Annotated in this window: 18 protein-coding genes; 6 read left to right on the top strand and 12 right to left on the bottom strand. The window is 58.8% G+C overall.

Going from position 1 to position 23115, the window contains the following annotated elements; genetic code table 11:
• Positions 1-4 precede the first annotated feature (4 nt).
• Positions 5-1474, bottom strand: coding sequence for an aldehyde dehydrogenase family protein (locus AC1ME2_RS18720; RefSeq protein ID WP_480435822.1), 1470 nt, complete (start codon positions 1472-1474; stop codon positions 5-7).
• Complete coding sequence (locus AC1ME2_RS18715) at positions 1468-3108, bottom strand: 5-guanidino-2-oxopentanoate decarboxylase (protein WP_480435820.1); 1641 nt, start codon at positions 3106-3108, stop codon at positions 1468-1470. The genes AC1ME2_RS18720 and AC1ME2_RS18715 overlap by 7 nt, the downstream gene beginning before the upstream one ends.
• 159 nt (positions 3109-3267) lie before the next feature.
• Between AC1ME2_RS18715 and AC1ME2_RS18710 the strand changes: the two genes are divergently transcribed.
• Positions 3268-4155 carry a LysR substrate-binding domain-containing protein gene (locus tag AC1ME2_RS18710; protein WP_480435818.1) on the top strand — a complete coding sequence of 296 codons (888 nt, stop codon included), beginning with the start codon at positions 3268-3270 and terminating at the stop codon, positions 4153-4155.
• A gap of 481 nt (positions 4156-4636) precedes the next feature.
• On the opposite strand, the gene AC1ME2_RS18705 is transcribed toward AC1ME2_RS18710, so the two are convergent.
• On the bottom strand, positions 4637-5251 hold the full coding sequence (locus AC1ME2_RS18705) for an NAD(P)-dependent oxidoreductase (RefSeq protein WP_480435817.1): 615 nt from the start codon (positions 5249-5251) through the stop codon (positions 4637-4639).
• 102 nt (positions 5252-5353) lie between these two features.
• Here AC1ME2_RS18705 and AC1ME2_RS18700 point away from each other — a divergent pair, with 102 nt between their 5' ends.
• The gene (locus tag AC1ME2_RS18700; protein ID WP_480435816.1) at positions 5354-6265 is read left to right on the top strand and encodes a LysR family transcriptional regulator; all 912 of its coding nucleotides are present in this window, start codon (positions 5354-5356) and stop codon (positions 6263-6265) included.
• 122 nt (positions 6266-6387) lie between these two features.
• On the top strand, positions 6388-7902 hold the full coding sequence (locus AC1ME2_RS18695; RefSeq protein ID WP_480435815.1) for an MDR family MFS transporter: 1515 nt from the start codon (positions 6388-6390) through the stop codon (positions 7900-7902).
• 15 nt (positions 7903-7917) lie between these two features.
• On the opposite strand, the gene AC1ME2_RS18690 is transcribed toward AC1ME2_RS18695, so the two are convergent.
• From AC1ME2_RS18690 to AC1ME2_RS18675, 4 genes are all read right to left on the bottom strand, one after another.
• The gene (locus AC1ME2_RS18690) at positions 7918-8550 is read right to left on the bottom strand and encodes a CoA transferase subunit B (RefSeq protein WP_480435813.1); all 633 of its coding nucleotides are present in this window, start codon (positions 8548-8550) and stop codon (positions 7918-7920) included.
• A gap of 2 nt (positions 8551-8552) precedes the next feature.
• Entirely contained in the window at positions 8553-9251 is a 699-nt protein-coding gene (locus tag AC1ME2_RS18685; RefSeq protein ID WP_480435812.1) for a CoA transferase subunit A, read from the bottom strand.
• 183 nt (positions 9252-9434) lie between these two features.
• A complete protein-coding gene (locus AC1ME2_RS18680) occupies positions 9435-10565 on the bottom strand; it encodes a DUF3396 domain-containing protein (RefSeq protein WP_480435811.1) in 1131 nt (376 codons plus the stop codon).
• A gap of 334 nt (positions 10566-10899) precedes the next feature.
• Complete coding sequence (locus AC1ME2_RS18675) at positions 10900-11532, bottom strand: TetR family transcriptional regulator (protein WP_480435810.1); 633 nt, start codon at positions 11530-11532, stop codon at positions 10900-10902.
• 242 nt (positions 11533-11774) lie between these two features.
• Here AC1ME2_RS18675 and AC1ME2_RS18670 point away from each other — a divergent pair, with 242 nt between their 5' ends.
• Genes AC1ME2_RS18670 through adeC form a run of 3 tightly spaced genes read left to right on the top strand, consistent with a single transcriptional unit; the run spans position 11775 to position 17536 of the window.
• Positions 11775-12935 (top strand): efflux RND transporter periplasmic adaptor subunit, encoded by a 1161-nt coding sequence (locus tag AC1ME2_RS18670; protein WP_480435808.1) that lies wholly within the window; start codon positions 11775-11777, stop codon positions 12933-12935.
• Between the two features lie 3 nt (positions 12936-12938).
• Positions 12939-16079: an efflux RND transporter permease subunit gene (locus AC1ME2_RS18665; protein WP_480435807.1), complete on the top strand. Its 3141-nt coding sequence runs from the start codon at positions 12939-12941 to the stop codon at positions 16077-16079.
• Positions 16076-17536 (top strand): AdeC/AdeK/OprM family multidrug efflux complex outer membrane factor, encoded by a 1461-nt coding sequence (gene adeC, locus AC1ME2_RS18660; protein ID WP_480435805.1) that lies wholly within the window; start codon positions 16076-16078, stop codon positions 17534-17536. The genes AC1ME2_RS18665 and adeC overlap by 4 nt, the downstream gene beginning before the upstream one ends.
• Before the next feature lie 337 nt (positions 17537-17873).
• Here adeC and pcaD read toward each other — a convergent pair whose 3' ends face one another.
• The 5 genes from pcaD to AC1ME2_RS18635 form a co-directional block, all read right to left on the bottom strand.
• Complete coding sequence (gene pcaD / locus AC1ME2_RS18655; protein WP_480435803.1) at positions 17874-18662, bottom strand: 3-oxoadipate enol-lactonase; 789 nt, start codon at positions 18660-18662, stop codon at positions 17874-17876.
• 75 nt (positions 18663-18737) lie between these two features.
• Positions 18738-20018 (bottom strand): MFS family transporter, encoded by a 1281-nt coding sequence (locus AC1ME2_RS18650; RefSeq protein ID WP_480442213.1) that lies wholly within the window; start codon positions 20016-20018, stop codon positions 18738-18740.
• A gap of 172 nt (positions 20019-20190) precedes the next feature.
• Positions 20191-21396: a 3-oxoadipyl-CoA thiolase gene (gene pcaF, locus AC1ME2_RS18645; RefSeq protein ID WP_480435802.1), complete on the bottom strand. Its 1206-nt coding sequence runs from the start codon at positions 21394-21396 to the stop codon at positions 20191-20193.
• On the bottom strand, positions 21393-22172 hold the full coding sequence (locus tag AC1ME2_RS18640; RefSeq protein WP_480435801.1) for a CoA-transferase subunit beta: 780 nt from the start codon (positions 22170-22172) through the stop codon (positions 21393-21395). Before AC1ME2_RS18640 ends, pcaF begins: the two co-directional genes overlap by 4 nt.
• Complete coding sequence (locus tag AC1ME2_RS18635) at positions 22173-23030, bottom strand: CoA transferase subunit A (RefSeq protein ID WP_480435799.1); 858 nt, start codon at positions 23028-23030, stop codon at positions 22173-22175.
• Positions 23031-23115: the final 85 nt, after the last annotated feature.

Here is a 23115-nt window from a genome sequence, read left to right as displayed (position 1 = left end):
GGTGCTAAATGGCGGCGCGGATGACGTGTTTGATTTCCTGAAAAGCCTGCAGGCCCCACGGTCCCAACTCGCGACCGATGCTGCTCTGCTTGTAACCGCCCCACGCGGCCTGCGGAAAAATCACCTGAGGCGCGTTGATCCATACCAGACCGGCCTGCAGAGCGTTGGCGACACGATCGGCAGTGCCTGGGTCGCGACTGACCACGCTGGCCACCAGACCGAACTCGCTGTCATTCGCCAACGCGATGGCCTCGTCTTCCGTAGCGAAACGGCGCACGCACAGCACCGGGCCGAAAATCTCTTCGCGCCATAACGCACTGTCCAAGGGCACATCAGTGAACACTGTGGGCTGTAAAAAATATCCGTGAGGTAGATCCGCAGGCCGCCCGCCGCCGCACACCAGGCGTGCGCCGTCGCTCACACCCCGTGCGATATGCCCGAGCACCCGCTGGTATTGCGCCTGATTGACCAGCGCCCCCATCTCGACCTCGGGCTCGAAGGGATCGGCCACGCGGATGGCTTCGGCGCGCGCCTTGAGCTTTTCGAGGAACGCATCGGCCAGCTCATCGGCCACCAGCACACGACTGGTGGCTGAACACATCTGCCCGGCATTGAAGAATCCGCCACCGCTGGCCAGCTCCACCGCCAGATCCAGATCGGCATCGGCCAGCACCAGCAGCGAGGACTTGCCGCCCAGCTCCAGGCTCACGCCCTTGACCGTTTCAGCGGCGCGCTGCATGACCTGAACACCCACCGCATTGCTGCCGGTGAACGATATTTTCGCAACGTTCAGGTGTGCCGCCAGTGGCGCACCGACCGCCAGCCCGGTCCCACAGACCAGGTTGAACACCCCGGCTGGCAGACCGCTTTGAGCGATAATGTCCGCCAGTTCCAGCTCCGGCAGCGGCGTAACTTCCGATGGTTTCAATACCACGCAGCAGCCAGCAGCCAAGGCCGGGGCGAGTTTCCAGGCGGTGGTGACCATCGGGAAGTTCCACGGCACGATCAACCCGACAACGCCACACGGCTCACGACGTAAACGTGCTGCGAAGTCTTCGCTGGGCAATGTCAGCGTGCTGTCTTGCTGCCCGTCCAGCGCTTCGGCCAGGCTGGCGTAATAGTCGAATGTGGCGATGACATCATCGACATCGATCGCCGCCTCAAACAGCGGCTTACCGTTGTTGCGCGATTGCAGCTCAATCAGTCGTTCGCGTCGTTCCTGCACGCCGCTGACGATCTTGCGCAACAGCACGCCCCTGGCCGCTCCCGTGGTCTGTGACCAGGCCGGGAATGCCAGACGCGCTGCTTGCACGGCGTGTTCGACGTCCGTGGCATCGCCGCCAGCCACCGTCGCCAGTGGCGCTTCGGTGGCCGGGTTGATCACTGTCAGTTGCTCACCGCCAGACAGCCATTGACCGTCAATGTAGAGACCGGCAAGGGGTGCGTTATTCAGGTTCGCTTGAGCGTTCAGCATGCTTTCATCCCGTTCATCCAGGTTGTCTGGTCAATTTCGATCAAGGTCGGGCCTTGGCGGTCACCCGCTTTTCGCAATGCCACTTTCAGTTCCTCGACGCCAGCCACCCCTTCTGCTTCACAGCCCAGGGCTTTGGCAACGCCGATAAAGTCGGGGGTATAGATGTCGACGCCCACCGGCTCGATCGAGCGGTTGACCATGTATTTTTTGATCTCCTCGTAGCCCTGGTTATTCCACAACAGGACGATGATCGGCGTGCGCGCTTCCACGGCGCTGGCCAGTTCCGAGAGAGTGAATTGCAAACCGCCGTCGCCGATCAGGCACACCACCGCACCGCGTGCGCTGGCCTCGGAGGCGCGACCCAGCCACGCGCCAATCGCGGCAGGCAAGGCATAACCCAGGGTGCCGTAACCGGTCGATGAGTTGAACCAGCGACGCGGTTGCTCCAGATTGAGGGTCAAATTGCCGGTGTAGACCGGCTGAGTCGAGTCACCGACCAGCACTGCATCGGGCAACACATCAAGCACCGTCTGCAAAAAGACGCTCTGCCCGCGGGTAGCTTCGTCCCAGGTGGTTGCCAGGGTTTCGCGCAACGCAGATGCGCGTACGTGGCCCCAGTCGGTGCGACGAGGGGCCAGTTCTTGTGCAGACAACGCGACCAACAAAGCTTGCACGGCAGTGTCGGCATCGGCGACCAGCGCCACCTGCGGCGCATAGTTGCGCACGGTCTGATCGGGGTCGATATCAATGCGCAGCAACGCGCCGGGAATCTCGAAGCCACCGGCGAAGGTGATGTCGTAGTCGGTTTCGGCCAGTTCGGTGCCAATGGCCAACACCACGTCAGCCTCAGCCACCAGCGCACGCGTCGCCACCAGCGATTGGGTTGAACCAATCAACAGCGGGTGCCGCGACGGCAACATGCCCTTGGCATTGATGGTTAGCGCTACAGGGGCGTCCAACTGTTCGGCAAGCCGTGCCAAAGCAGGCGCGGCATCGATGGCGCCGCCACCGGCCAGAATCAGTGGCCGTTTGGCCGTTGCCAGCAAGCTGGCCATGTGTGCAATGGCCGCAGGCGCAGCACCGGCACGGCTGATGCTGACAGGTTCGCTGGTGAGCAACGCGTCGGCGTTTTCTACCAGTACATCGAGGGGGATCTCGATGTGTACCGGGCGCGGACGACCGGCCTGAAACAACGCAAAAGCGCGGGCCAACACGGCCGGCAATTCCGCCGCCGACATCAAGGTATGAGAAAACGCAGCAACGCCTGCGACCAGATTGCTCTGCGACGGCAGCTCATGCAACTTGCCGCGCCCACCGCCCAACTGGCTGCGCGACTGCACACTGGAAATCACCAGCATCGGAATCGAGTCGGCATACGCCTGGCCCATGGCCGTGGTGATGTTGGTCATGCCGGGGCCGGTGATGATGAAGCACACACCCGGCTTGCCACTGGTGCGTGCATAACCGTCGGCCATGAAGCCAGCGCCTTGCTCATGGCGCGGCGTGACATGGTTGATCGACGAGCTGGCGAGCCCGCGATAAAGCTCAACGGTGTGCACACCCGGGATGCCGAAGACTTGCTCGACGCCGTAGCCCTCGAGCAATTTGACCAATACTTCGCCGCACGTTGCCATGTTCGTCTGCCTTTCTTTTATTCGGGAACTGCACGTTGTCCCGGCACTCAGGCCTGCCAGACACGCTACAGATGAGGTCTAATTGGACCGTCATGCCGTAGCTGTGACAACGCAAAAAATGTCATGCTAGGCATGTCCTCCATTCATACCTGAGCCCCGATGAAACGCCTGCCGCCCTTACCTGCCCTGCATACCTTTCTGATTACAGCCCAGTGCTGCAATTTCACGCGGGCCGCAGAACTGCTGCACATCACCCAAGGCGCGGTGAGCCGGCAGATCTCTGGGCTGGAAAGTCATCTGGGCTATACGTTGTTCCAGCGTCAGGCGCGCGGACTGAGCCTGACCGCCCAAGGGCGCGAGCTGTTTCCACGGATTCAGAAAGTGTTTTTGCTGATCGACGAAGCGGTCGAACACGTCGGTGCGAAACGCGAAACCCTGCGACTCAAGGCCCCGACCTGCATGATGCGCTGGCTGCTCCCGCGTGTGTTGCAGTGGCAGAAAGAGCGCCCGGATGTGCCGGTCGAGTTGACCACCACCGTGCAGCATGCAGTGGACTTCCGCCGCGAAGAGTTCGATGCCGCCGTGGTATATGGCGCACCGCCGGCCAATTCGGTGGCGGCACACCATTTATTCGATGAGCAACTGACGCCGGTCTGCTCCCCGCAACTCATGGCCGGACCGACTCAGCTCAAGACCCTGGCGGATCTGGAGCAGCACATGCTCCTGCACCCGACCCGCGATCAGCGCGATTGGGAAGGCTGGCTAAAAGCAGCCGGAGGCACCGTCAGCAATATCGGCAAGGGCCAGCATTTCGATACGCTGGACCTGGCCATGTCGGTCGCCGCCCAAGGAACCGGGGTCGCCATTGGCGATTGGTCGCTGATCGGCGAAGACCTCAGCGCCGGACGGCTGGTGGCGCCCTTCGACCTCAAAGTGCGCACCGGTGCCGCTTATTACCTGGTGTATCCCGAACGCTCCGACCCCTCGCCACAATTACGCGAACTGATCGATTGGTTGCTCGTCCAGGCGGCCGAACGTTCCGATTAACGGCGCCGTCAAGCCATTCGCGAATGAATTCGCTCCTACAGAGATTTTGATCTGCCTTTGGGATTTAGTGTGAATTGAGTATCGAATTACGGCTAGGCCCCTTTTCCAGAAGGCCGAGCGCAGGCGTTGCGCAGGGGGTAACGAGGCAGGACGCCGAGTTAGCCGCACGGGGCCAGGGACGGCCCCTTGCGGCGACCCCCGGAGCAACGCCGGAGCGAGGGAAATCCGAGCCTAGGCGAGGATCCGCATGGAGGGGCAAGCGTTTTGGGGTACCTTTTAGTGGTCCGGCATTCCGGCGTTTGTAAAAGGTGACCCGCTGTAAGAGCGGAACCATAATTCCAGCACACTCAAATGCCGGATATACACATCAAGACCAGCGCCAACACATTATTTTTAAAGGATTAAAAATCAGTTTGATAGCAACGAATTCATTCGCGAAGGCGGCATGTCTGGCACACCGATGCTCCCTCCAACAAAAAACTCAATAACCGACTGTAAAACGCTGACGCGGGTGTGCGTGTTGCTCAACTTCATCAAGCATAGCGATGGCGTAGTCGGCAAAACTGATCGAGCTTTTACCGGCTGCACTGACCAGCAAATCGTCCTTCCCCAAGCGGAATGAGCCCGTACGCTCGCCCTCGAAGAACTCCGCCGACGGCGAAAGAAAGGTCCAGTCCAGCAACTTTTCCTGTCGCAGCGTCTCCAGAAACGTCACCCCTGCGCCGGCTTCGGCTTTGTACTCTTCAGGGAAGTTTGGCGTATCGATCACCCGCAGGCCGGGCGCGGCGAACAGACTGCCTGCGCCGCCTACCACCAGCAGACGGGGAACCCCAGCCTGCTTGACCGGTTCGATGGTTGCACTGGCCGACACACTGGAAAAATGCGTCGCACTGATCACCACGTCATGCCCAGCAACTGCATCGGCGTAAGCCTTGGCATCGCTGACATCCAGAGCTTTGCAGACCACTCCCGCACGTCCGACGAGAGAGGACGTGTCCCGAGCAATAGCCGTCACGCTATGACCACGGCGCAGGGCTTCCTCTAACAACTGACTTCCGGCACGGCCGGTGGCACCGATAATTGCGATGTTGCTCATGGTAGTTCTCCAAAGGTTAGGCAATGAACAGAGCTTAGTTGCGCGACTCAGTACAAAAAATGCGATGCTTGAACATAGTTTGTTTCTGAAATCGGGCAAATCATGGATCGCTTAATCGCAATGCGGGTGTTTGTCACAGTCGTGGACATGGGCAGTCAGTCGGCAGCGGCCGACCATCTAGACATGTCGAGGCCCGTGATTTCACGCTATCTGGCTGAGCTGGAAGACTGGATCGGCGCACGCCTGATGCACCGCACCACGCGCAAGCTGAGCCTGACTGCCGCAGGCAACGAAACCCTGCCTCGCTGCCGACAATTATTAGAGCTGTCGGCCGATATGCAAGCCGCTGTCAGCATTCCGGCCGATACGCTGCGCGGGGCTTTGCGCCTCAGCGTCAGCACGTCCTTCGGTCACGCGCAAATGGCCGATGCGCTCAGCGACTTCGTCAAACTGCACCCTGGCGTGAGCATCGATATGCAGTCCCTGGACCGCACGGTGAACCTGATCGATGAACGCATCGACCTGGCCATTCGAGCCAGCAACGACTTGGACCCGAATCTGATTGCCCGGCGCCTGACCGTCTGTCGTTCGGTAATCTGCGCTTCACCGGGTTACTTGCGCGAACATCCCGTGCCGCTGCGGGTGGAAGACCTCAGCGAGCATAACTGCCTGACACATTCCTATTTCGGTAAAAGCCTGTGGCATTTCAAGCAGGATGGCGAACAGGTGGCGGTGCCTATCCACGGCAACATCAGCGGCAACGAAGCCACCGCCCTGATGCGCGCCACCATGGCGGGGACTGGCGTGGCAATGTTGCCGACCTACCTGGCCTCCCCGCTTCTGCGCACCGGTGAACTGATCCGGCTATTACCCGAAGCACAACCCTTGGACCTGACCCTGTATGCGGTGTACGCCTCCCGCAAGCACATGCCCACCACCTTGCGCAGCCTGTTGGATTTCCTCGCTGAACGTTTCCAGGCCGAGCCCGAATGGGATGACCACCTCTGCCCCTGATTCGCACATTTCATCCCGTTCACGTTCCATATGACCCTATCGAGTAGCCTGCTATCGGTTTAAACTGGCCAGCCTTGTCCTGCCGACATTTACGGCGGGGTCACTGCTAGTTGAGCACCTCCTTGACCAGTCTCAACCAACCTAAACCTGCGATCCGAGGCGTGTTATTCGCGCTGATGATGGCTGTTTTCCTCAGTGCGCTGGATCAGACCATTGTTGCGGTCTCGATGCCGGCGATCTCTGCGCAATTCAAAGACTTCGACCTGCTCGCCTGGGTGATCTCCGCCTATATGGTGGCGTTGACGGTGGCGGTGCCGATTTATGGCAAGCTCGGCGATCTGTATGGACGACGGCGCCTGATGCTGTTTGGCCTGGGGATGTTCACCCTGGCCTCACTGTTCTGCGGCATGGCCCAAAACATGGAGCAATTGGTGCTGGCGCGGGTCCTTCAGGGCATCGGCGCAGGCGGCATGGTGTCGGTCAGCCAAGCGATCATTGGCGACATCATCCCGCCTCGCGAACGCGGTCGCTATCAAGGTTACTTCAGCGGCATGTACGCGGTGGCGAGCGTGGCCGGGCCTGTGCTGGGCGGTTTCATGACCCAATACATGTCGTGGCGCTGGGTGTTTCTGATCAATCTGCCGTTGGGCCTGAGCGCCTTGTGGATCGCCCACCGCACGCTGATCGGGCTACCTATTCCGCAACGCAAGCCAATCATCGACTACCTCGGCACGGTGCTGATGATTGTCGGTCTGAGCGCCCTGTTGCTGGGCATTACTGAAATCGGCCAGGGCCATGACTGGCGCGACAGCCAGGTACTTGCGCTGCTCGGGATAGCGCTTCTGGTACTGATCACGTTCGTTTGGTACGAGCGTCGTGCCCCCGAACCCCTACTGCCGATGCACCTGTTTGCCAATCGCAACGCAGTGCTGTGCTGGTGCACGATTTTCTTCACCAGTTTTCAAGCCATCTCGCTGATCGTGCTGGTGCCCCTGCGCTTCCAGACCGTGACCGGCGGCGGTGCCGACAGCGCAGCTCTGCACCTGATGCCGTTGGCAATCGGCATGCCCATGGGCGCGTATTTCGCTGGCCGTCGCACCTCAATGACCGGGCGCTACAAACCATTGATTCTCATCGGTGCACTGATGATGCCCTTCGCGGTCCTGGGCATGGCCTATACCCCTCCGCAAGCGGCGCTGCTCACCAGTGTGTTCATGGTGCTGACCGGTTTTGCCAGCGGCCTGCAGTTTCCCACGTCGTTGGTAGGCACCCAAAACTCAGTCGCGCAGCACGACATGGGCGTTGCCACCAGCACCACCAACCTGTTCCGCTCGCTGGGTGGCGCGGTGGGTGTGGCGCTGATGTCAGCGTTGCTGCTAGCCATGCTGCAACGATCCGGCCTCGCACAGCTGAGCGGCGCACCGATGGGCGTCGAGGGCAGTTCGGGCAACGTATTAATGGGCGGCCTGAATGCCGCCAGCGGACCTGCGCAGCAACACTTGCGTGAAGAGCTGCTACTGACATTCCGGCATTTGCTGATGGTCAGCGCGGGGATTTCGCTGTTCGGTCTGGCCGCCGCATTGGCGATGCCCAATAACCTGCTGCGCGGACGCGCAGACAAGGACAGGGACGTCTGAAACGGCCAGAGGCGGTCAGTGAGCAATCACCTTGCAACCGGTGGCGTCTTGAAGCGCTTCCAGGCTAACGCCGGGGGCCAGCTCCACCAGTTTCAAACCGGTATCGGTGACATCCAGTACGGCCAGGTCGGTGATGATCCGGTCGACCACCCCAACCCCGGTCAGTGGCAGATCGCAGTGCTCCAACAGTTTGTGGGTGCCGCCCTTGGCCGTGTGTTCCATCAACACGACAACGCGTTTAACCCCCGCCACCAGGTCCATGGCACCGCCCATGCCCTTGACCATCTTGCCGGGGATCATCCAGTTGGCCAGATCGCCTTTTTCAGACACCTGCATGGCACCGAGAATCGACAGGTTGATATGACCGCCACGGATCATGGCGAACGAGTCCGCGCTGTTGAAAAAACTGCTGCCGGGCAAGGTGGTGATGGTCTGTTTACCGGCGTTGATCAGGTCAGGGTCGACTTCATTGTCACGCGGGAACGGACCGATGCCGAGCAGGCCGTTTTCACTTTGCAACCAAACATCCATGCCTTCAGGAATGTAGTTGGCGACCATGGTGGGCAAGCCAATACCGAGGTTGACGTAAAAACCGTCCTGCAATTCCTGGGCGGCGCGCTGCGCCATTTCTTCACGAGTCCAAGCCATGATCAGGCGCTCCGCACAGTGCGTTGTTCGATACGTTTTTCAGGCGTGGCATTGAGTACCAGACGCTGTACATAAATGCCCGGCAGGTGAATCTGATCCGGGTCCAGCTCGCCAAGTTCGACGATTTCTTCGACCTCGACCACGCAGACTTTCGCGGCCATGGCCGCCAGCGGGTTGAAGTTGCGCGCGGTCTTGTTGAACACCAGATTGCCTGATGTGTCCGCCTTCCACGCTTTGACCAACGCAACGTCGGCGCGCAGGGAACGCTCCATCACGAACCACTCGCCATCGAACTCACGGGTTTCCTTGCCTTCGGCGACCAGGGTGCCGTAACCGGTTTTGGTGAAGAACGCCGGAATGCCCGCGCCGCCAGCACGCAGCTTTTCAGCCAACGTCCCTTGCGGGGTGAACTCCAGCTCCAGTTCGCCCGCCAGGTACTGACGCTCGAACTCTTTATTCTCACCCACATAAGACGAGATCATTTTGCGGATCTGCCGGGTGGCGAGCAGTTGGCCCAAGCCAAAACCGTCGACGCCAGCGTTGTTGCTGATGACAGTCAATTCACGCTTGCCGCTGTCTCGTAGCGCAGCAATCAACGCTTCCGGAATACCACACAGGCCAAAGCCGCCAACCGCCAGGGTCATGCCGTCTTCGACGAGGCCCTGCAGGGCTGATTCGGCGGTCGAGTAAATTTTATTCAATGGTTATTCCTCGAAGGTCGCCACGCCCAAGGTTATCGCGGGGCGGCGGCGCAGGTTTCGGGCCAGGGTTTTACGGTGTCGTCTGAGCTTAGACGGTTGATCGAGATAACGCCGTGTTCGTTAACCCCCCCGAGGCACACTCATCGAGCACGAATCCTGCCCTGGAGGTCATCGAGCGCACGCTCACTCAGCCTCCTCCACCCAAAACCATTGAACCCGCCCCGCTTTCATATGCGGGAAAGTTGGCATGATTTCACCTTGGGTAAACAGTCGTCGCGAGCGCGCCGTGGCGTTGCTGAACCAGAAACCTGTATGGCTGCAGAGGTCACCCGCGCTCAGCGCGGGCTTGGGCTTTTCGTCGAAGCGGGCATACCAGAGCGCGGTGGACGCTTCGCTGAACCCGCCGCGTATTGGATAGGGGTGCAGACAACCGGTGTCCTGCACGCGAACCGGTTTGAGCACCTTGTTGACTTCTATGTAGGCCGCTGGCGGCGCCTCACTCTGACCGCCCAGTTCCGGCAAGGCGCCAGCCCGGATAATCAAACCGTCGTCATAGGCATGAAAAACCACATCGCTGCAACGGCTGAGCTGCTGGCGCAACACATCACTGCCGCCCAACCGCGTGACGAAGCGTCCTCCCATGATCGTGTACCAACTCACCCCTTTGATGTGATCAAGCAAGCGCAAGCTTTCTATATGGGGCAAGGGATCGACCATCAGGCCGGTGTATTCCTGCGCCAGCTGGTATTCCAATGGGAAGTAGTGATGGCCCTCATAAGGAAGAACGCACGCCAGACCGCCATAACCATGCTCGGCATAAACCTGATCGCACAGGTATTTAAGCCAGCGCTCATAACGTTGAGCGCCTTCGGGTTCAAGCAGAATCGACAACGGCAAGACCATTTTCAGGCAGGAGCGATCAATATCGGCCTGACTTTGGGGGGTGTTCATGACAAACAGTTGATATTCGGCAACTTCTTGCAGCGTGCCACTGCCAATCGACCAGATAAATTGCTCGTCAGGCGAACTGTCGAGAATCTTGCGTCGACAACCGGCAAAGCTGCTGGGTGTCATTTTGCGCAAGTGTTTGTAGAACTGCCATTTGAGCTCGGCGTTGAACTGCTGACGGAACCAGACAAAGCACTCATCCACCCGCCGCTTGGTCTCCAGTGTGTGGCCGTGCCTGAAGTAGAGCGTGGTGATCAGCCCCGGGCGAACGATTGGATCGCCCTCTGCAGAGTTGATCGCAATATTTGCAGCCTGAATCCTGAGCCGACTCAAAAGGCTTACGTCATCAGAGATAATTTCTGACATGCCCTGTCCTCTCAATCTGAAGTTTTCTGACTGCAGAGACTGAAGGGTCTTTCAGAGAGGGGCAATACGAGGAAATTACTTTAGGAAATCAGCTACGCATATCAAGAAGCGTCCTACTCATGTCCTACAAAATATCGACTTTTTCAGCGTTTTCGCCGCCCCTGGCAGCAGACGCCAAAAGCAGCCGGACGTTATGCACATTCACCTACGCTCGCAAAAAACACTAGGTAAATACTTAGTAAACTAACTATCCAGACGATGCGCAGGAAGATATAACTACAGGCCAAGCGCCATCCCGGTATATTCATTTGGATAGCGCTACTTCTGCCATCGCTCAATGACGTAAAGCGGGGCTCAAGCGAAGCATGTCCAAGACCGTATCGACCAGTTGCTCGGCCTCTTTACAAAGCGCAAAGCTATCCGGGATCAGTAGCCACTGCCCAAGGATGCCATCAATATAGGCATGCAGGCAGATCGAGGCGCGTGCCGTGTTCAGACCCGCAGGCAATTGGCCTTTACGTACAGCGTTGCTCAAGGCCAGCCCGATGCGGTCATTGCAGTCGAGGGCTGCAACTTGACGCTGTCGCCGCATGTCACACATTTCATCGGTGAATTCGCACTTATGAAACAGAATTTCATTGATGCGACGGGTTTTAGTGTCCAATGCAACTTGATGAAACAAATGAATCAGCAATTTTCGCATGCAGCCCAGCGGGTCTACTTCGTTTTCGCTTTCGCTGGCTTTGGCCATTTCATCGAGCGGCTCATGCAGGCTGTCGAGCATCGCCTGAACCAGATCGGCCTTGTTGCTAAAGTGCCAGTAAATGGCTCCGCGAGTAACGCCCGCAAGCGTAGCGATGTCTGCCAGCGTAGTGCGGGCGACGCCTCGCTCATAAAAAGCTTTCTCGGCTGCTTCCAGAATCTGGCTTCGGGTTTCCTGAGCTTCCTCTTTGGTACGACGGACCATGGCAGTAAAACCTCAATCGAAATGTGTCAGCCTGATGATTTCAATCAGCCTGACACTGTGCCGGGCGGCCTTTGTATTGCCTTGTCCCGGACCTACAATCTTGCCTTGCCGTGCTGGAGTGTCGCAGGCCAGGGTATTTACAAACAACCGCGAACGTAAGTATATTCCTTAGCATCCTACTTATCTAGCCGAAACCCTTTTCACTTTCTTGAGCAACTCAAGCTCCTGACCCGAGGATCTTCATGCAATTCAAGCCAGCTGTTACCGTTCTGGTCACTGCCGTCGCCCTGGCATCGATGCTCAGTGGGTGTAACCAAAAGCAAGAAGCAGCGCCCGCCCCACCCCCTCCTCAGGTCGGTGTAGTTACTCTACAAACACAAGCCTTTACCCTGACTACCGAGCTGCCTGGGCGCACCACGGCGTACCGCATTGCTGAAGTACGTCCTCAGGTCAATGGCATCATTCTCAAACGTCTGTTCACTGAAGGCGGTGACGTCAAGGCCGGCGATCAGCTTTATCAGATCGACCCGGCTGTCTACGAGGCGACGGCCAACAGTGCCAAGGCGACCCTGCAGTCGGCCAAATCGCTGTCTGATCGCTATAAACAATTGGTCGATGAGCACGCGGTGAGCCGTCAGGAATACGACACGGCGCAAGCGTCCAGCCTGGAAGCACAGGCCGCCCTGCAGACGGCTCAGATCAACGTGCGCTACACCAAAGTGCTCGCTCCAATCTCCGGTCGTATCGGCCGCTCCGCCGTCACTGAAGGCGCGCTGGTCAATAACGCCCAGACCAACGCCATGGCAGTGATTCAGCAACTGGACCCGATCTACGTCGATATTGTTCAGTCCTCGGCCGACATGCTCAAGCTGCGCCATGAACTGGAAGGCGGCCAACTGCAAAAAGTCGGAGAGAACGCGGCCAAGGTCAAACTGACACTGGAAGACAACAGTGCCTATCCGCTTGACGGCAAACTGGAGTTCTCGGAAGTCTCGGTCGACCAGACCACGGGCTCCGTCACCCTGCGCGCCAAGTTCCCGAACCCGGCTCACACACTGCTGCCGGGCATGTTCGTGCACGCTCAATTGCAGTCAGGCGTGAACAACGCAGCGATTCTGGTTCCACAACAAGGCGTGACCCGTGACCTGAAAGGCACGCCGACCTCGTTGATCGTAAACAAGGACAACAAGGTCGAACTGCGCACCCTGGTGGCCTCGCGCACCGTTGGCAACGACTGGCTGGTCGAGAGCGGCCTGAACGCGGGTGACCGTGTCATTACCGAAGGTCTGCAGTACGTCAAACCAGGCGCTGAAGTGAAAGTCGCCGACGCGACCAACATCAAGGCAGCAAACCCGGCACCTGCACCGGAAACTGAAAAAGCCGCGAGCAGTAAAGGGGAGTAATTCATGTCGAAATTTTTTATCGACCGTCCAATCTTTGCCTGGGTAATTGCCCTGATCATCATGTTGGTCGGGGCCCTCTCGATTCTCAAGCTGCCGATCAACCAATACCCGGCCATTGCACCACCGGCCATCGCGATTCAGGTGACTTATCCAGGCGCTTCTGCACAGACCGTGCAGGACACTGTGGTTCAGGTCATCGAACAGCAACTCAACGGTATCGACAACCTGCGGTATGTCAGCTCGGAAAGTGACTCCGATGGCAGCATGACCATCACTGCGACGTTCAATCAGGGCACCAGCCCGGACATCGCGCAGGTTCAGGTCCAGAACAAACTGAACCTGGCCACACCTCTGTTGCCGCAAGAAGTACAGCAGCAAGGTATTCGCGTGACCAAGGCGGTGAAAAACTTCCTGATGGTTATCGGCCTGGTGTCCGAAGATGGCAGCATGACCAAGGATGACTTGGCCAACTACATTGTGTCGAACATGCAGGACCCTATCTCCCGTACGTCCGGTGTGGGTGACTTCCAGGTCTTCGGCGCCCAGTACGCCATGCGTATCTGGCTTGATCCAGCCAAGCTGAACAACTTCCAGCTGACCCCGGTGGACGTTAAAACCGCCATCGCAGCTCAGAACGTTCAGGTTTCATCGGGCCAAATCGGCGGTCTACCCGCGCTTCCCGGCCAACAGCTGAACGCCACTATCATCGGCAAAACCCGTCTACAGACTGCCGAACAGTTCGAAAAAATCCTGCTCAAGGTCAACCTTGATGGCTCTCAGGTACGACTGAAAGATGTCGCCAGTGTCGGTCTGGGAGGCGAGAACTATAGCGTCAGTGCTCAGTTCAACGGTAAGCCGGCTTCCGGCCTTGCAATCAAACTCGCCACCGGCGCCAACGCACTGGACACCGCGAAAGCGATCCGCGCCACCGTTGCCCAGCTGGAACCTTTCTTTCCGCCTGGCATGAAAGCGGTGTACCCGTATGACACCACGCCAGTGGTCACCGAATCGATTTCCGGCGTAGTCCATACGCTAGTAGAAGCCATCATCCTTGTGTTCCTGGTGATGTACCTGTTCTTGCAAAACTTGCGTGCCACGATCATCACCACAATGACGGTGCCAGTGGTATTGCTCGGTACGTTCGGTATCCTCGCGGCCGCCGGGTTCACCATTAACACCCTGACCATGTTCGGCATGGTGCTGGCCATCGGCTTGCTGGTAGACGATGCGATTGTGGTGGTGGAGAACGTTGAGCGGGTAATGGCCGAAGAGAAGCTCTCGCCCAGAGACGCGACACGCAAATCCATGGGGCAGATTCAGGGAGCTCTGGTCGGTATTGCGCTGGTACTGTCGGCGGTTCTGCTACCAATGGCGTTCTTCGGCGGGTCCACCGGGGTGATCTACAGGCAGTTCTCGATCACCATTGTTTCGGCCATGGCGCTCTCGGTGCTGGTTGCACTGATCTTCACTCCAGCATTGTGCGCCACCCTGCTCAAACCGATCGACCACGAAAAACATGGCCAACCGAAACGTGGTTTTTTCGGTTGGTTCAACCGCACCTTCGACCGTAGCGTACTGAGTTACGAACGCGGCGTGGGCAACATGATCAAGCACAAAATCCCGGCATTCCTGGGCTACGCCCTGATTTTCGCCGGGATGGTCTTTATGTTCACCCGCATCCCGAGCGCATTCCTGCCAGAGGAAGATCAGGGTGTGATCTTCGCCCAGGTGCAGACGCCGGCCGGCTCCTCCTCCGAACGGACTCAGGACGTTCTCGACAAAATGCGCGCCTATCTGCTCGACTCGGAAGGTGCGGCGGTCAAGTCAGTGTTCACCGTTAACGGCTTCAACTTCGCCGGACGCGGTCAGAGTTCCGGCCTGGCCTTCATCCTGCTCAAACCATGGGACGAGCGTTCAGCAGAGAACAGCGTGTTCGCGCTGGCCAAGCGTGCCCAGGCACACTTCTTCAGCTTCCGGGACTCGATGTCATTCGCTGTCGTTCCGCCTTCGGTACTGGAACTGGGTAACGCTACAGGCTTTGACTTTTACCTGCAGGATCAGGCTGGACTCGGTCATGCCAAGCTGATGGAAGCGCGTAATCAGTTCCTCGGTCTGGCCGCCCAAAGCAAGATTCTGGCGGGTGTACGGCCCAATGGTCTGAACGATGAACCGCAGTATCAGTTGGTCATCGATGACGAGCGCGCCAACGCCTTGGGCGTGACGATGTCGGACATCAACACCACACTGTCGATTGCGCTGGGTGGCAGCTACGTCAACGACTTCATCGACCGCGGTCGAGTCAAGAAGGTCTACGTCCAGGGTGAAGCCGGTAGCCGGATGACGCCTGAAGATTTGAAGAAGTGGTATGTGCGCAACGCTTCTGGCGAGATGGTGCCGTTCGCTTCCTTCGCCAGCGGTACGTGGGTGTATGGCTCGCCGAAACTGTCGCGTTACAACGGCGTGACAGCTGAAGAAGTGCTGGGTGTACCTGCACCGGGCTACAGCACCGGCCAGGCCATGGACGAAGTCGAAGCCATCGCCAAGAAACTACCGGCCGGTATCGGTTATTCATGGACCGGTCTGTCCTATGAAGAACGCCTGTCCGGCTCTCAGGCGCCCGCGCTGTACGCCCTGTCGCTGCTGGTGGTGTTCCTCTGTCTGGCGGCCCTGTATGAAAGCTGGTCGATTCCGATCTCGGTCATGCTGGTGGTGCCCTTGGGGGTTATCGGTGCGTTGATTGCCACCAGCCTGCGAGGCTTGTCCAACGACGTATTCTTCCAGGTGGGCTTGTTGGTCACGGTTGGGCTGTCGGCGAAAAATGCCATTCTGATCGTTGAGTTCGCCAAGGAGCTGCATGAGCAAGGGAAATCCTATACGGAGGCGGCGATCGAAGCCTGCCGCATGCGGTTAAGGCCAATCGTGATGACGTCCATGGCATTCATCCTCGGTGTGGTCCCGCTGGCGATTTCAACGGGTGCAGGCTCGGGCAGCCAACACTCAATCGGTACCGGGGTAATCGGCGGTATGATTACAGCCACGGTGCTGGCGATTTTCTGGGTGCCGTTGTTTTTCGTTTCGATATCCTCGCTGTTCAAAAGCAAGGTCAAACCGACAGAAATTCCACACGATGAGGCTGGCCAATGAGCAAGTCCCTGATCTCTCTGGCAATCACCGCGTTCATTCTTGGTGGCTGCTCGTTGATCCCCGATTACAACCAGCCAGCAGCGCCGGTGCCAGCGCAATGGCCGCAAGGCCCGGCTTACTCGCCAACCGAATCGGCCGCCGTCGCCGCTGCCGAGCAAGGCTGGCGCCAGTTCTTTCAGGACCCGGCCCTGCAACAGCTGATCCAGAGTGCGCTGGTCAACAACCGTGACCTGCGCGTCGCGGCGCTGAACATCGAGGCCTTCCGCGCGCAATACCGTATTCAGCGTGCCGATTTGTACCCGGCCGTTTCGGCCAATGCCAGCAGTACCCGTCAGCGGGTTCCGGCTGACCTGTCGCAGTCCGGTAAAGCAGTGATCAGCAGTCAGTATTCGGCCACCCTGGGCGTCAGCGCCTATGAGCTGGACCTGTTCGGTCGCGTTCACAGCCTCAGCGAGCAAGCGTTGGAGACTTACTTCTCCAGCGAGGAAGCCCGACGCAGCACGCAGATCAGCCTGGTGGCCAGTGTCGCCAATGCTTACCTGACCTGGCAGGCCGACAAAGAACTGTACAAGCTGACCCAAGACACGCTGCATGCCTTCGAAGAGAGCTACAGGCTCACCGCTCGCAGCGCCGAAGTCGGCGTGGCCTCGGCACTCGACCTGGCCCAGTCGCGTACATCGGTCGAAGGCGCCCGAGTCAATCTGGCGCAGTACCAACGCCTGGTCGCTCAGGACCTGAACGGCCTGACCCTACTGTTGGGCACGGGTCTGCCAGCCGACCTGCCGGCGGGTCAGCCACTCAATGCCGACCTGCTCGCAGACATGCCAGTGGGCTTGCCGTCGGACTTGCTACAACGGCGCCCGGACATCCTTGAAGCGGAACATCAGCTCAAGGCTGCCAACGCCAACATCGGCGCCGCACGCGCCGCGTTCTTCCCGAGCATCAGCCTGACAGCCAGTGCTGGCACCGGTAGCGCGGACCTGTCCGGGCTGTTCAAAGGCGGGTCCGGTACCTGGTTGTTCCAGCCGCAAATCAATCTGCCGATTTTCAACGCGGGCAGCCTTCGTGCCAGCCTGGACTACTCGAAAATCCAGAAAGACATCGGCGTCGCTAACTACGAGAAAGCCATCCAGACCGCGTTCCAGGAAGTCTCCGACGGCCTGGCCTCGCGTCAAACGTTCAACAATCAGCTCCAGGCCCAACGTGATCTGGTCGCTGCCGACCAGGACTACTACCGCCTGGCCGAGCGTCGCTACCGGATCGGGATCGACAGTAACCTGACCTTCCTCGATGCCCAACGCTCGTTGTTCAGCGCGCAGCAGGCACTGATCAGCAACCGCCTTTCGCAGCTGACCAGCGAGGTCAATCTGTACAAGGCCTTGGGTGGCGGTTGGTACGAACAAACCGGACAGGCCAAGCCTGCGACCGGTGATGTGCCTGAAACCAGACTGTTCTAGTTTCAGCGCTGCATAAAAAAACCCACCGTCTGGTGGGTTTTTTATTGGATGTGAATCAGCAAAACCGTGTCGTCCGCTTCACAGGCAAGCCTGTTCCCACGCAGGCTGTGTGAAAACGTAGCGAGCGAAGGCAAGACAAGGCAAAAACAGGCGAGGAAGCGGACTGGGCTCGCACTCGAGTCTACGGGTTGTAAATGAGCATTCCGATCGGACTCGCGCGCGAGCCTGTTTTTAACGCAGTATTGTGTGCGTAGCGCCGAAGTCGCCCAGCCTGCAGTAGTTTTCACACAGCCTGCACGGGCAGGGTTACTGACGCACCCTCTTATTTCGATCAATCTCAGCTCAACAAAAACGCCAACACCCGACTGGTAAACACCTCACCGGCCTCTACGTTGGACAGGTGCGCCGCATGGACTTCTTCGTACTCGGAGCCCTCGACGTGGTCGTGGATAAAACGCCCGCCGGCTGGCGGCGTCACTGCGTCCTGGGTACCGGAGATGACCAGCGTCGGCACGCTGATCGAACCCAGGTGATCGCGGAAATCGGCGTCGCGTACGGCTGCGCAGTTGGCGGCATAACCGCCAGGCGAGGTTGCCGCGAGCATATCGGTAATGCGCTTGGCCTGATCCGGGTGGGCGGCGGCGTACTCAGGCGTGAACCAGCGCGCGATTGACGCATCACGCAGCGCGACCATCGCCGCCGGGCCATCGCGCAGGACGGTTTCAATTCGCGGATCCCAGGTCTCAGGACCGCCGATTTTAGCCGCAGTGTTGCACAGCACCAGCTTGTGCAGCCGCTCATTGGCATGAATGCCCAGCCATTGGCCAATCAGTCCGCCCATGGACAACCCGCAGAAATGCACTTGCTCAATATTCAATCCGTCGAGCAACGCCAGCACATCCCGACCCAATTGCTCGATGCTGTAAGGGCCCGGCGTCACCAGCGAGCGACCGTGTCCTCGGGTGTCGTAGCGCAGGACACGGAAGTATTTGCCGAAGGTCGGCAACTGGGTGTCCCACATATGCAGGTCGGTGCCCAACGAATTGGACAAAACCAGTACCGGAGCATCTTCCGGGCCATCAAGTTGATAGTGCAGTTGACCATCGGCACATTGTACAAATCCCACAGCAGCCTCCTTCGGACGCGTTACATAAACGCATCATCTGAATGACGCACGCCCCTTGAGGCGCGCGCGGAACAATCAAAGATCGTGATGCAGGTACGTTGGTTGTTTCGGCAAGCGCAAGCTGAACAGGAAAGCGATCGCCATCATGACGGTCACGTACCAGTAGAAGTTGCTCTCCATGCCCATGTTCTTCAGGTTCAGCGCAACGTATTCGGCCGAGCCGCCAAAGATCGCGTTAGCCACGGCATACGCCAGGCCGACGCCTAGCGCGCGAACTTGCGGTGGGAACATCTCAGCTTTCACCAGACCACTGATCGAGGTGTAGAAGCTGACAATTGCCAGCGCCAACGTGATCAGGACAAACGCAATGAAGGGGTTGGTCGTGACTTTTAGCGTCATCAGAATCGGTACGGTAAAAATCGTACCCAGCGCACCGAACCACAGCATTGAGTTACGGCGACCGATCTTGTCCGCCAACATACCGAACAGTGGCTGCATGCACATATAAAGGAACAGCGCGCCGGTCATGATGTAACTGGCGACCTTGGCGTCCATGCCGCCCGTGTTCACCAGGTATTTCTGCATGTAGGTGGTAAAGGTGTAGAAAATCAGCGAACCACCGGCGGTGTAACCGAGCACGGTGATAAAGGCTGTTTTGTGATCCCTGAACAACGCCGCCATGCTCCCGGCGTCTTTGTCCTGACGCATTTCTGCCGTCGTGGTTTCTTTGAGCGAGCGACGCAGGAACAGGGAGATCACCGCCGTGATGGCGCCCACCACGAACGGGATGCGCCAGCCATACGCACGCAGCTCATCGGTGCTGAGGAACTGCTGCAGAATGACCACCGTCAACACTGCCAGCAACTGGCCGCCGATCAGGGTCACGTACTGGAACGAAGCGAAGAAGCCACGCTGCCCTTTGAGCGCAACCTCGCTCATGTAGGTCGCCGTGGTGCCATATTCGCCGCCCACGGACAAGCCTTGAAACAGCCGAGCCACCAATAGCAGGGCCGGGGCCCAGGCGCCAATCGAGCCATAGGTCGGCAGGCAGGCGATGACCAATGAGCCGGCGCACATCATCAGCACCGAAATCATCATGGAGTTCTTGCGGCCGTGCTTGTCCGCGACCCGGCCAAACAGCCAGCCGCCGATGGGGCGCATCAGAAAGCCAGCGGCGAATACGCCCGCCGTGTTGAGTAACTGCACGGTCGGATCGTCGGAGGGAAAGAAGGCTGGCGCGAAATAGATGGCACAAAAGGCGTAGACGTAAAAGTCGAACCACTCGACCAAGTTGCCCGATGAGGCACCGACGATGGCAAAAATCCGCTTACGGCGCTCCTCACCGGTGTAATACATGGGCTCGGAGACGGCGGTACTTGTTATTGTCATTAGGCGTTCACTCTGAGGGGAAACTACCCCATTCTAGACATATTCTGTAATCAACTGACCGCACAAAACGCAATCATCCAGAAGAGGGTTCTTCTGCCGTGGAGGCCAGCCCTGTCCTGGATGCTTGTAAGCGGTGAGATCAGACTCTTTCGATGGCTAACGCCAAGCCTTGCCCTACCCCCACGCACATGGTTGCCAGCCCTTTACGGCCACCCGTTTTTTCTAGCTGATGCAACGCCGTCAATACCAGGCGCGCGCCGCTCATGCCCAGGGGGTGACCCAAAGCAATCGCGCCACCGTTGGGATTGACCTGCGGTGCGTCGTCGGCAATACCTAATTCACGCAACACCGCCAGACCTTGGCTGGCGAAGGCTTCATTGAGTTCGATCACATCAAAATCGGTCACTGCCAGGCCAAGACGCTCGACCAGTTTTCGAACTGCCGGCACCGGGCCAATGCCCATCACACGCGGAGCGACTGCTGCGCTGGCCATCCCCAGCACCCGAGCCCGTGCGGTCAAACCATGCTTTTTCACGGCGTCGGCCGAGGCCAGAATCATGGCTGCCGCGCCATCGTTGACGCCTGAGGCATTGCCCGCAGTGACGGTTTTGTCCGCCCCATTGACCGGTTTGAGCTTGCTTAAGGTTTCCAGGCTGGTATCAGCGCGAGGATGTTCATCGTGCGCAACAATGGTTTCGCCTTTTTTGTGCATAACGCGCACCGGCACGATTTCTTCAGCAAAATAGCCTGCGGCCTGAGCTGCGGCCGTGCGCTGCTGGCTGCGCAGGGCAAAAGCATCCTGATCAGCACGAGAAATCTTATAGTCATCCGCAACATTGTCGCCGGTCTGCGGCATGGCATCGACGCCGTACTGCGCCTTCATCAGCGGGTTGATAAACCGCCAGCCGATGGTGGTGTCTTCCAGCTTCATGTTGCGCGAAAACGCCGCATCGGCTTTGCCCATGACAAAGGGCGCACGGGACATTGATTCAACACCGCCAGCAATGGCCAGCTCCATTTCACCGCTGGCGATAGCGCGAAATGCGGTGCCGACTGCGTCCATGCCCGAGGCGCAAAGGCGGTTTAGCGTCACCCCCGGAATGGTCTGCGGCAGGCCAGCCAGCAAGGCCGCCATACGCGCCACGTTGCGGTTGTCTTCGCCAGCCTGGTTGGCGCAGCCGAAAAATACTTCGTCCACCTCGTCCCAGTTCACCAACGGGTTACGCTCCATCAATGCTTTGATCGGCAACGCAGCCAGGTCATCGGCACGCACCGTCGACAGGCCGCCGCCAAAACGGCCGATGGGGGTACGAATCGCATCGCAGATATAAACGTCACGCATCATGCTTCTCCCGGTGCCTGACCGTGTGCGATTGCGGTACGCGCTTCCAGATCACGCAGCGCGGTCAATTCAGTTTCGGTGGGTTCAGCCGAATGCACGAGATGCTCGGCAAAGCGCACGTCCCAACCGGTGGCAGCGATCACTTGCTCGCGGGTTACGCCTGGGTGCAGCGTCGTGACCACGAACTCATTGGAAACCGCCTCAGGTTCCATAATGCACAGGTCAGTGATGATCCCCACAGGACCAGCACCGGGCAGGCCCAGTCTCTTGCGCGAGTCCCCGCCTTCGCCGTGACCGACGGAGGTGATGAAGTCGAGCTTGTTGACGAATGCCCGCGCCGACTGCTTGAGGATAATCAATACCTGCTTCGCGGAACCGGCAATCTCCGGCGCGCCGCCAGCTCCCGGCAAGCGGACCTTAGGGTTGTGATAGTCGCCCACCACGGTGGTATTGATGTTGCCGAAGCGATCGACCTGAGCGGCGCCCAGAAAACCTACGTCAACCCGGCCGCCTTGCAGCCAGTACCGAAAAATCTCGCTGGTGGAGACAACGGTGTCGGCGGTTTCCGCCAATTCGCCGTCGCCAATCGACAGCGGCAGCACGTTCGGCTTGGCGCCAATCGGGCCGGATTCGTAAATCAGTACCACGTCCGGCGAAGACGTCAGCCGAGCCAGGTTAGCGGCCTTGGAAGGCAGACCGATGCCGACGAAGCAGACCGAACCGTTCTTCAAACGACGAGCTGCAGCGACTGTCATCATTTCATTGGTGGTGTAAGTCATTTATTGAGCCTCCGAAGCGCTAGCCAACCGAGCTTTGAATTCATTGAAATCAGCAGTGCCGTGGATATAGTCGGCAATCCAGGCAGTGAAGCTGTCGCGGTCGCGAGCAATAGCGTCCCAGGCTTGATAGAAGCGGTTGTCACGCTCGTAGTAACCATGGGCATAGGATGGATGTGCGCCACCCGGTACCAGGCAGACGGCGCTCAGGGCCCAGGTCGGCAGTACACAGGCGTTCATCGGGGCCTTGAGGTCATCGACGATTTCCTCGACGGTGACGATGCACCGTTTGGCCGCCAGCGCCGCTTCTTTTTGCACGCCAAGAATGCCCCACAGCAGCACGTTGCCTTTACGGTCGGCTTTCTGTGCATGAATCACGGTGATATCAGGGCGCACAGCCGGGACTGCGGCCAGCACTTCTCCGGTGAAGGGGCAGGTGACCGTTTTGATCATCGGGTTGACCTTGGGCAGATCAGAACCGGCGTAAGCCCGCAACACCGCGAAAGGCAGCCCGGACGCACCCGCGACGTAGGCGTTGGCCAGGTCCGCATGGCTGTGCTCTTCGATGTCCATCGCGTGCGGCCACTGTTTCTCGACCGCATCACGCAAGCGATGCAGGGAACCAACACCAGGGTTGCCGCCCCAAGAGAAAATCAGTTTTTTCGCACAACCGGCACCGATCAATTGGTCATAGATCAAGTCGGGGGTCATGCGTACCAGGGTCAGGTCTTTTTTACCCTGACGAATGATCTCGTGGCCCGCAGCGGTGGGAATCAGATGGGTGAAGCCTTCCAGTGCAACGGTGTCGCCATCGTTGACGAATTGCTTCACGGCATCGTGCAGAGAAAGAATTTCAGCCATGGAGTTGCTCCCAATCTTGCATCACACTCAATAAATAGCGCCGTTAACTGCGCTGGAATGCGAATCAGGTTATGCCTGAGCGAAG

It is taken from the genome of Pseudomonas sp. ASL9 (assembly GCF_056680335.1).
Note: the sequence above shows the minus strand (reverse complement) of the source record. Positions and strands in the feature narration are given on the sequence as shown.

Excerpts from the sequence above, each read along its gene's own strand:
- adeC (WP_480435805.1), top strand. The coding sequence starts at position 16,076 with ATGAGCAAGTCCCTGATCTCTCTGGCAATCACCGCGTTCATTCTTGGT.
- AC1ME2_RS18715 (WP_480435820.1), bottom strand. The coding sequence starts at position 3,108 with ATGGCAACGTGCGGCGAAGTATTGGTCAAATTGCTCGAGGGCTACGGC.
- pcaF (WP_480435802.1), bottom strand. The coding sequence starts at position 21,396 with ATGATGCGTGACGTTTATATCTGCGATGCGATTCGTACCCCCATCGGC.
- AC1ME2_RS18665 (WP_480435807.1), top strand. The coding sequence starts at position 12,939 with ATGTCGAAATTTTTTATCGACCGTCCAATCTTTGCCTGGGTAATTGCC.
- AC1ME2_RS18720 (WP_480435822.1), bottom strand. The coding sequence starts at position 1,474 with ATGCTGAACGCTCAAGCGAACCTGAATAACGCACCCCTTGCCGGTCTC.
- AC1ME2_RS18700 (WP_480435816.1), top strand. The coding sequence starts at position 5,354 with ATGGATCGCTTAATCGCAATGCGGGTGTTTGTCACAGTCGTGGACATG.
- AC1ME2_RS18710 (WP_480435818.1), top strand. The coding sequence starts at position 3,268 with ATGAAACGCCTGCCGCCCTTACCTGCCCTGCATACCTTTCTGATTACA.
- AC1ME2_RS18705 (WP_480435817.1), bottom strand. The coding sequence starts at position 5,251 with ATGAGCAACATCGCAATTATCGGTGCCACCGGCCGTGCCGGAAGTCAG.
- AC1ME2_RS18650 (WP_480442213.1), bottom strand. The coding sequence starts at position 20,018 with ATGTATTACACCGGTGAGGAGCGCCGTAAGCGGATTTTTGCCATCGTC.
- AC1ME2_RS18690 (WP_480435813.1), bottom strand. The coding sequence starts at position 8,550 with ATGGCTTGGACTCGTGAAGAAATGGCGCAGCGCGCCGCCCAGGAATTG.
- AC1ME2_RS18670 (WP_480435808.1), top strand. The coding sequence starts at position 11,775 with ATGCAATTCAAGCCAGCTGTTACCGTTCTGGTCACTGCCGTCGCCCTG.
- AC1ME2_RS18640 (WP_480435801.1), bottom strand. The coding sequence starts at position 22,172 with ATGACTTACACCACCAATGAAATGATGACAGTCGCTGCAGCTCGTCGT.
- AC1ME2_RS18680 (WP_480435811.1), bottom strand. The coding sequence starts at position 10,565 with ATGTCAGAAATTATCTCTGATGACGTAAGCCTTTTGAGTCGGCTCAGG.
- AC1ME2_RS18675 (WP_480435810.1), bottom strand. The coding sequence starts at position 11,532 with ATGGTCCGTCGTACCAAAGAGGAAGCTCAGGAAACCCGAAGCCAGATT.
- AC1ME2_RS18635 (WP_480435799.1), bottom strand. The coding sequence starts at position 23,030 with ATGGCTGAAATTCTTTCTCTGCACGATGCCGTGAAGCAATTCGTCAAC.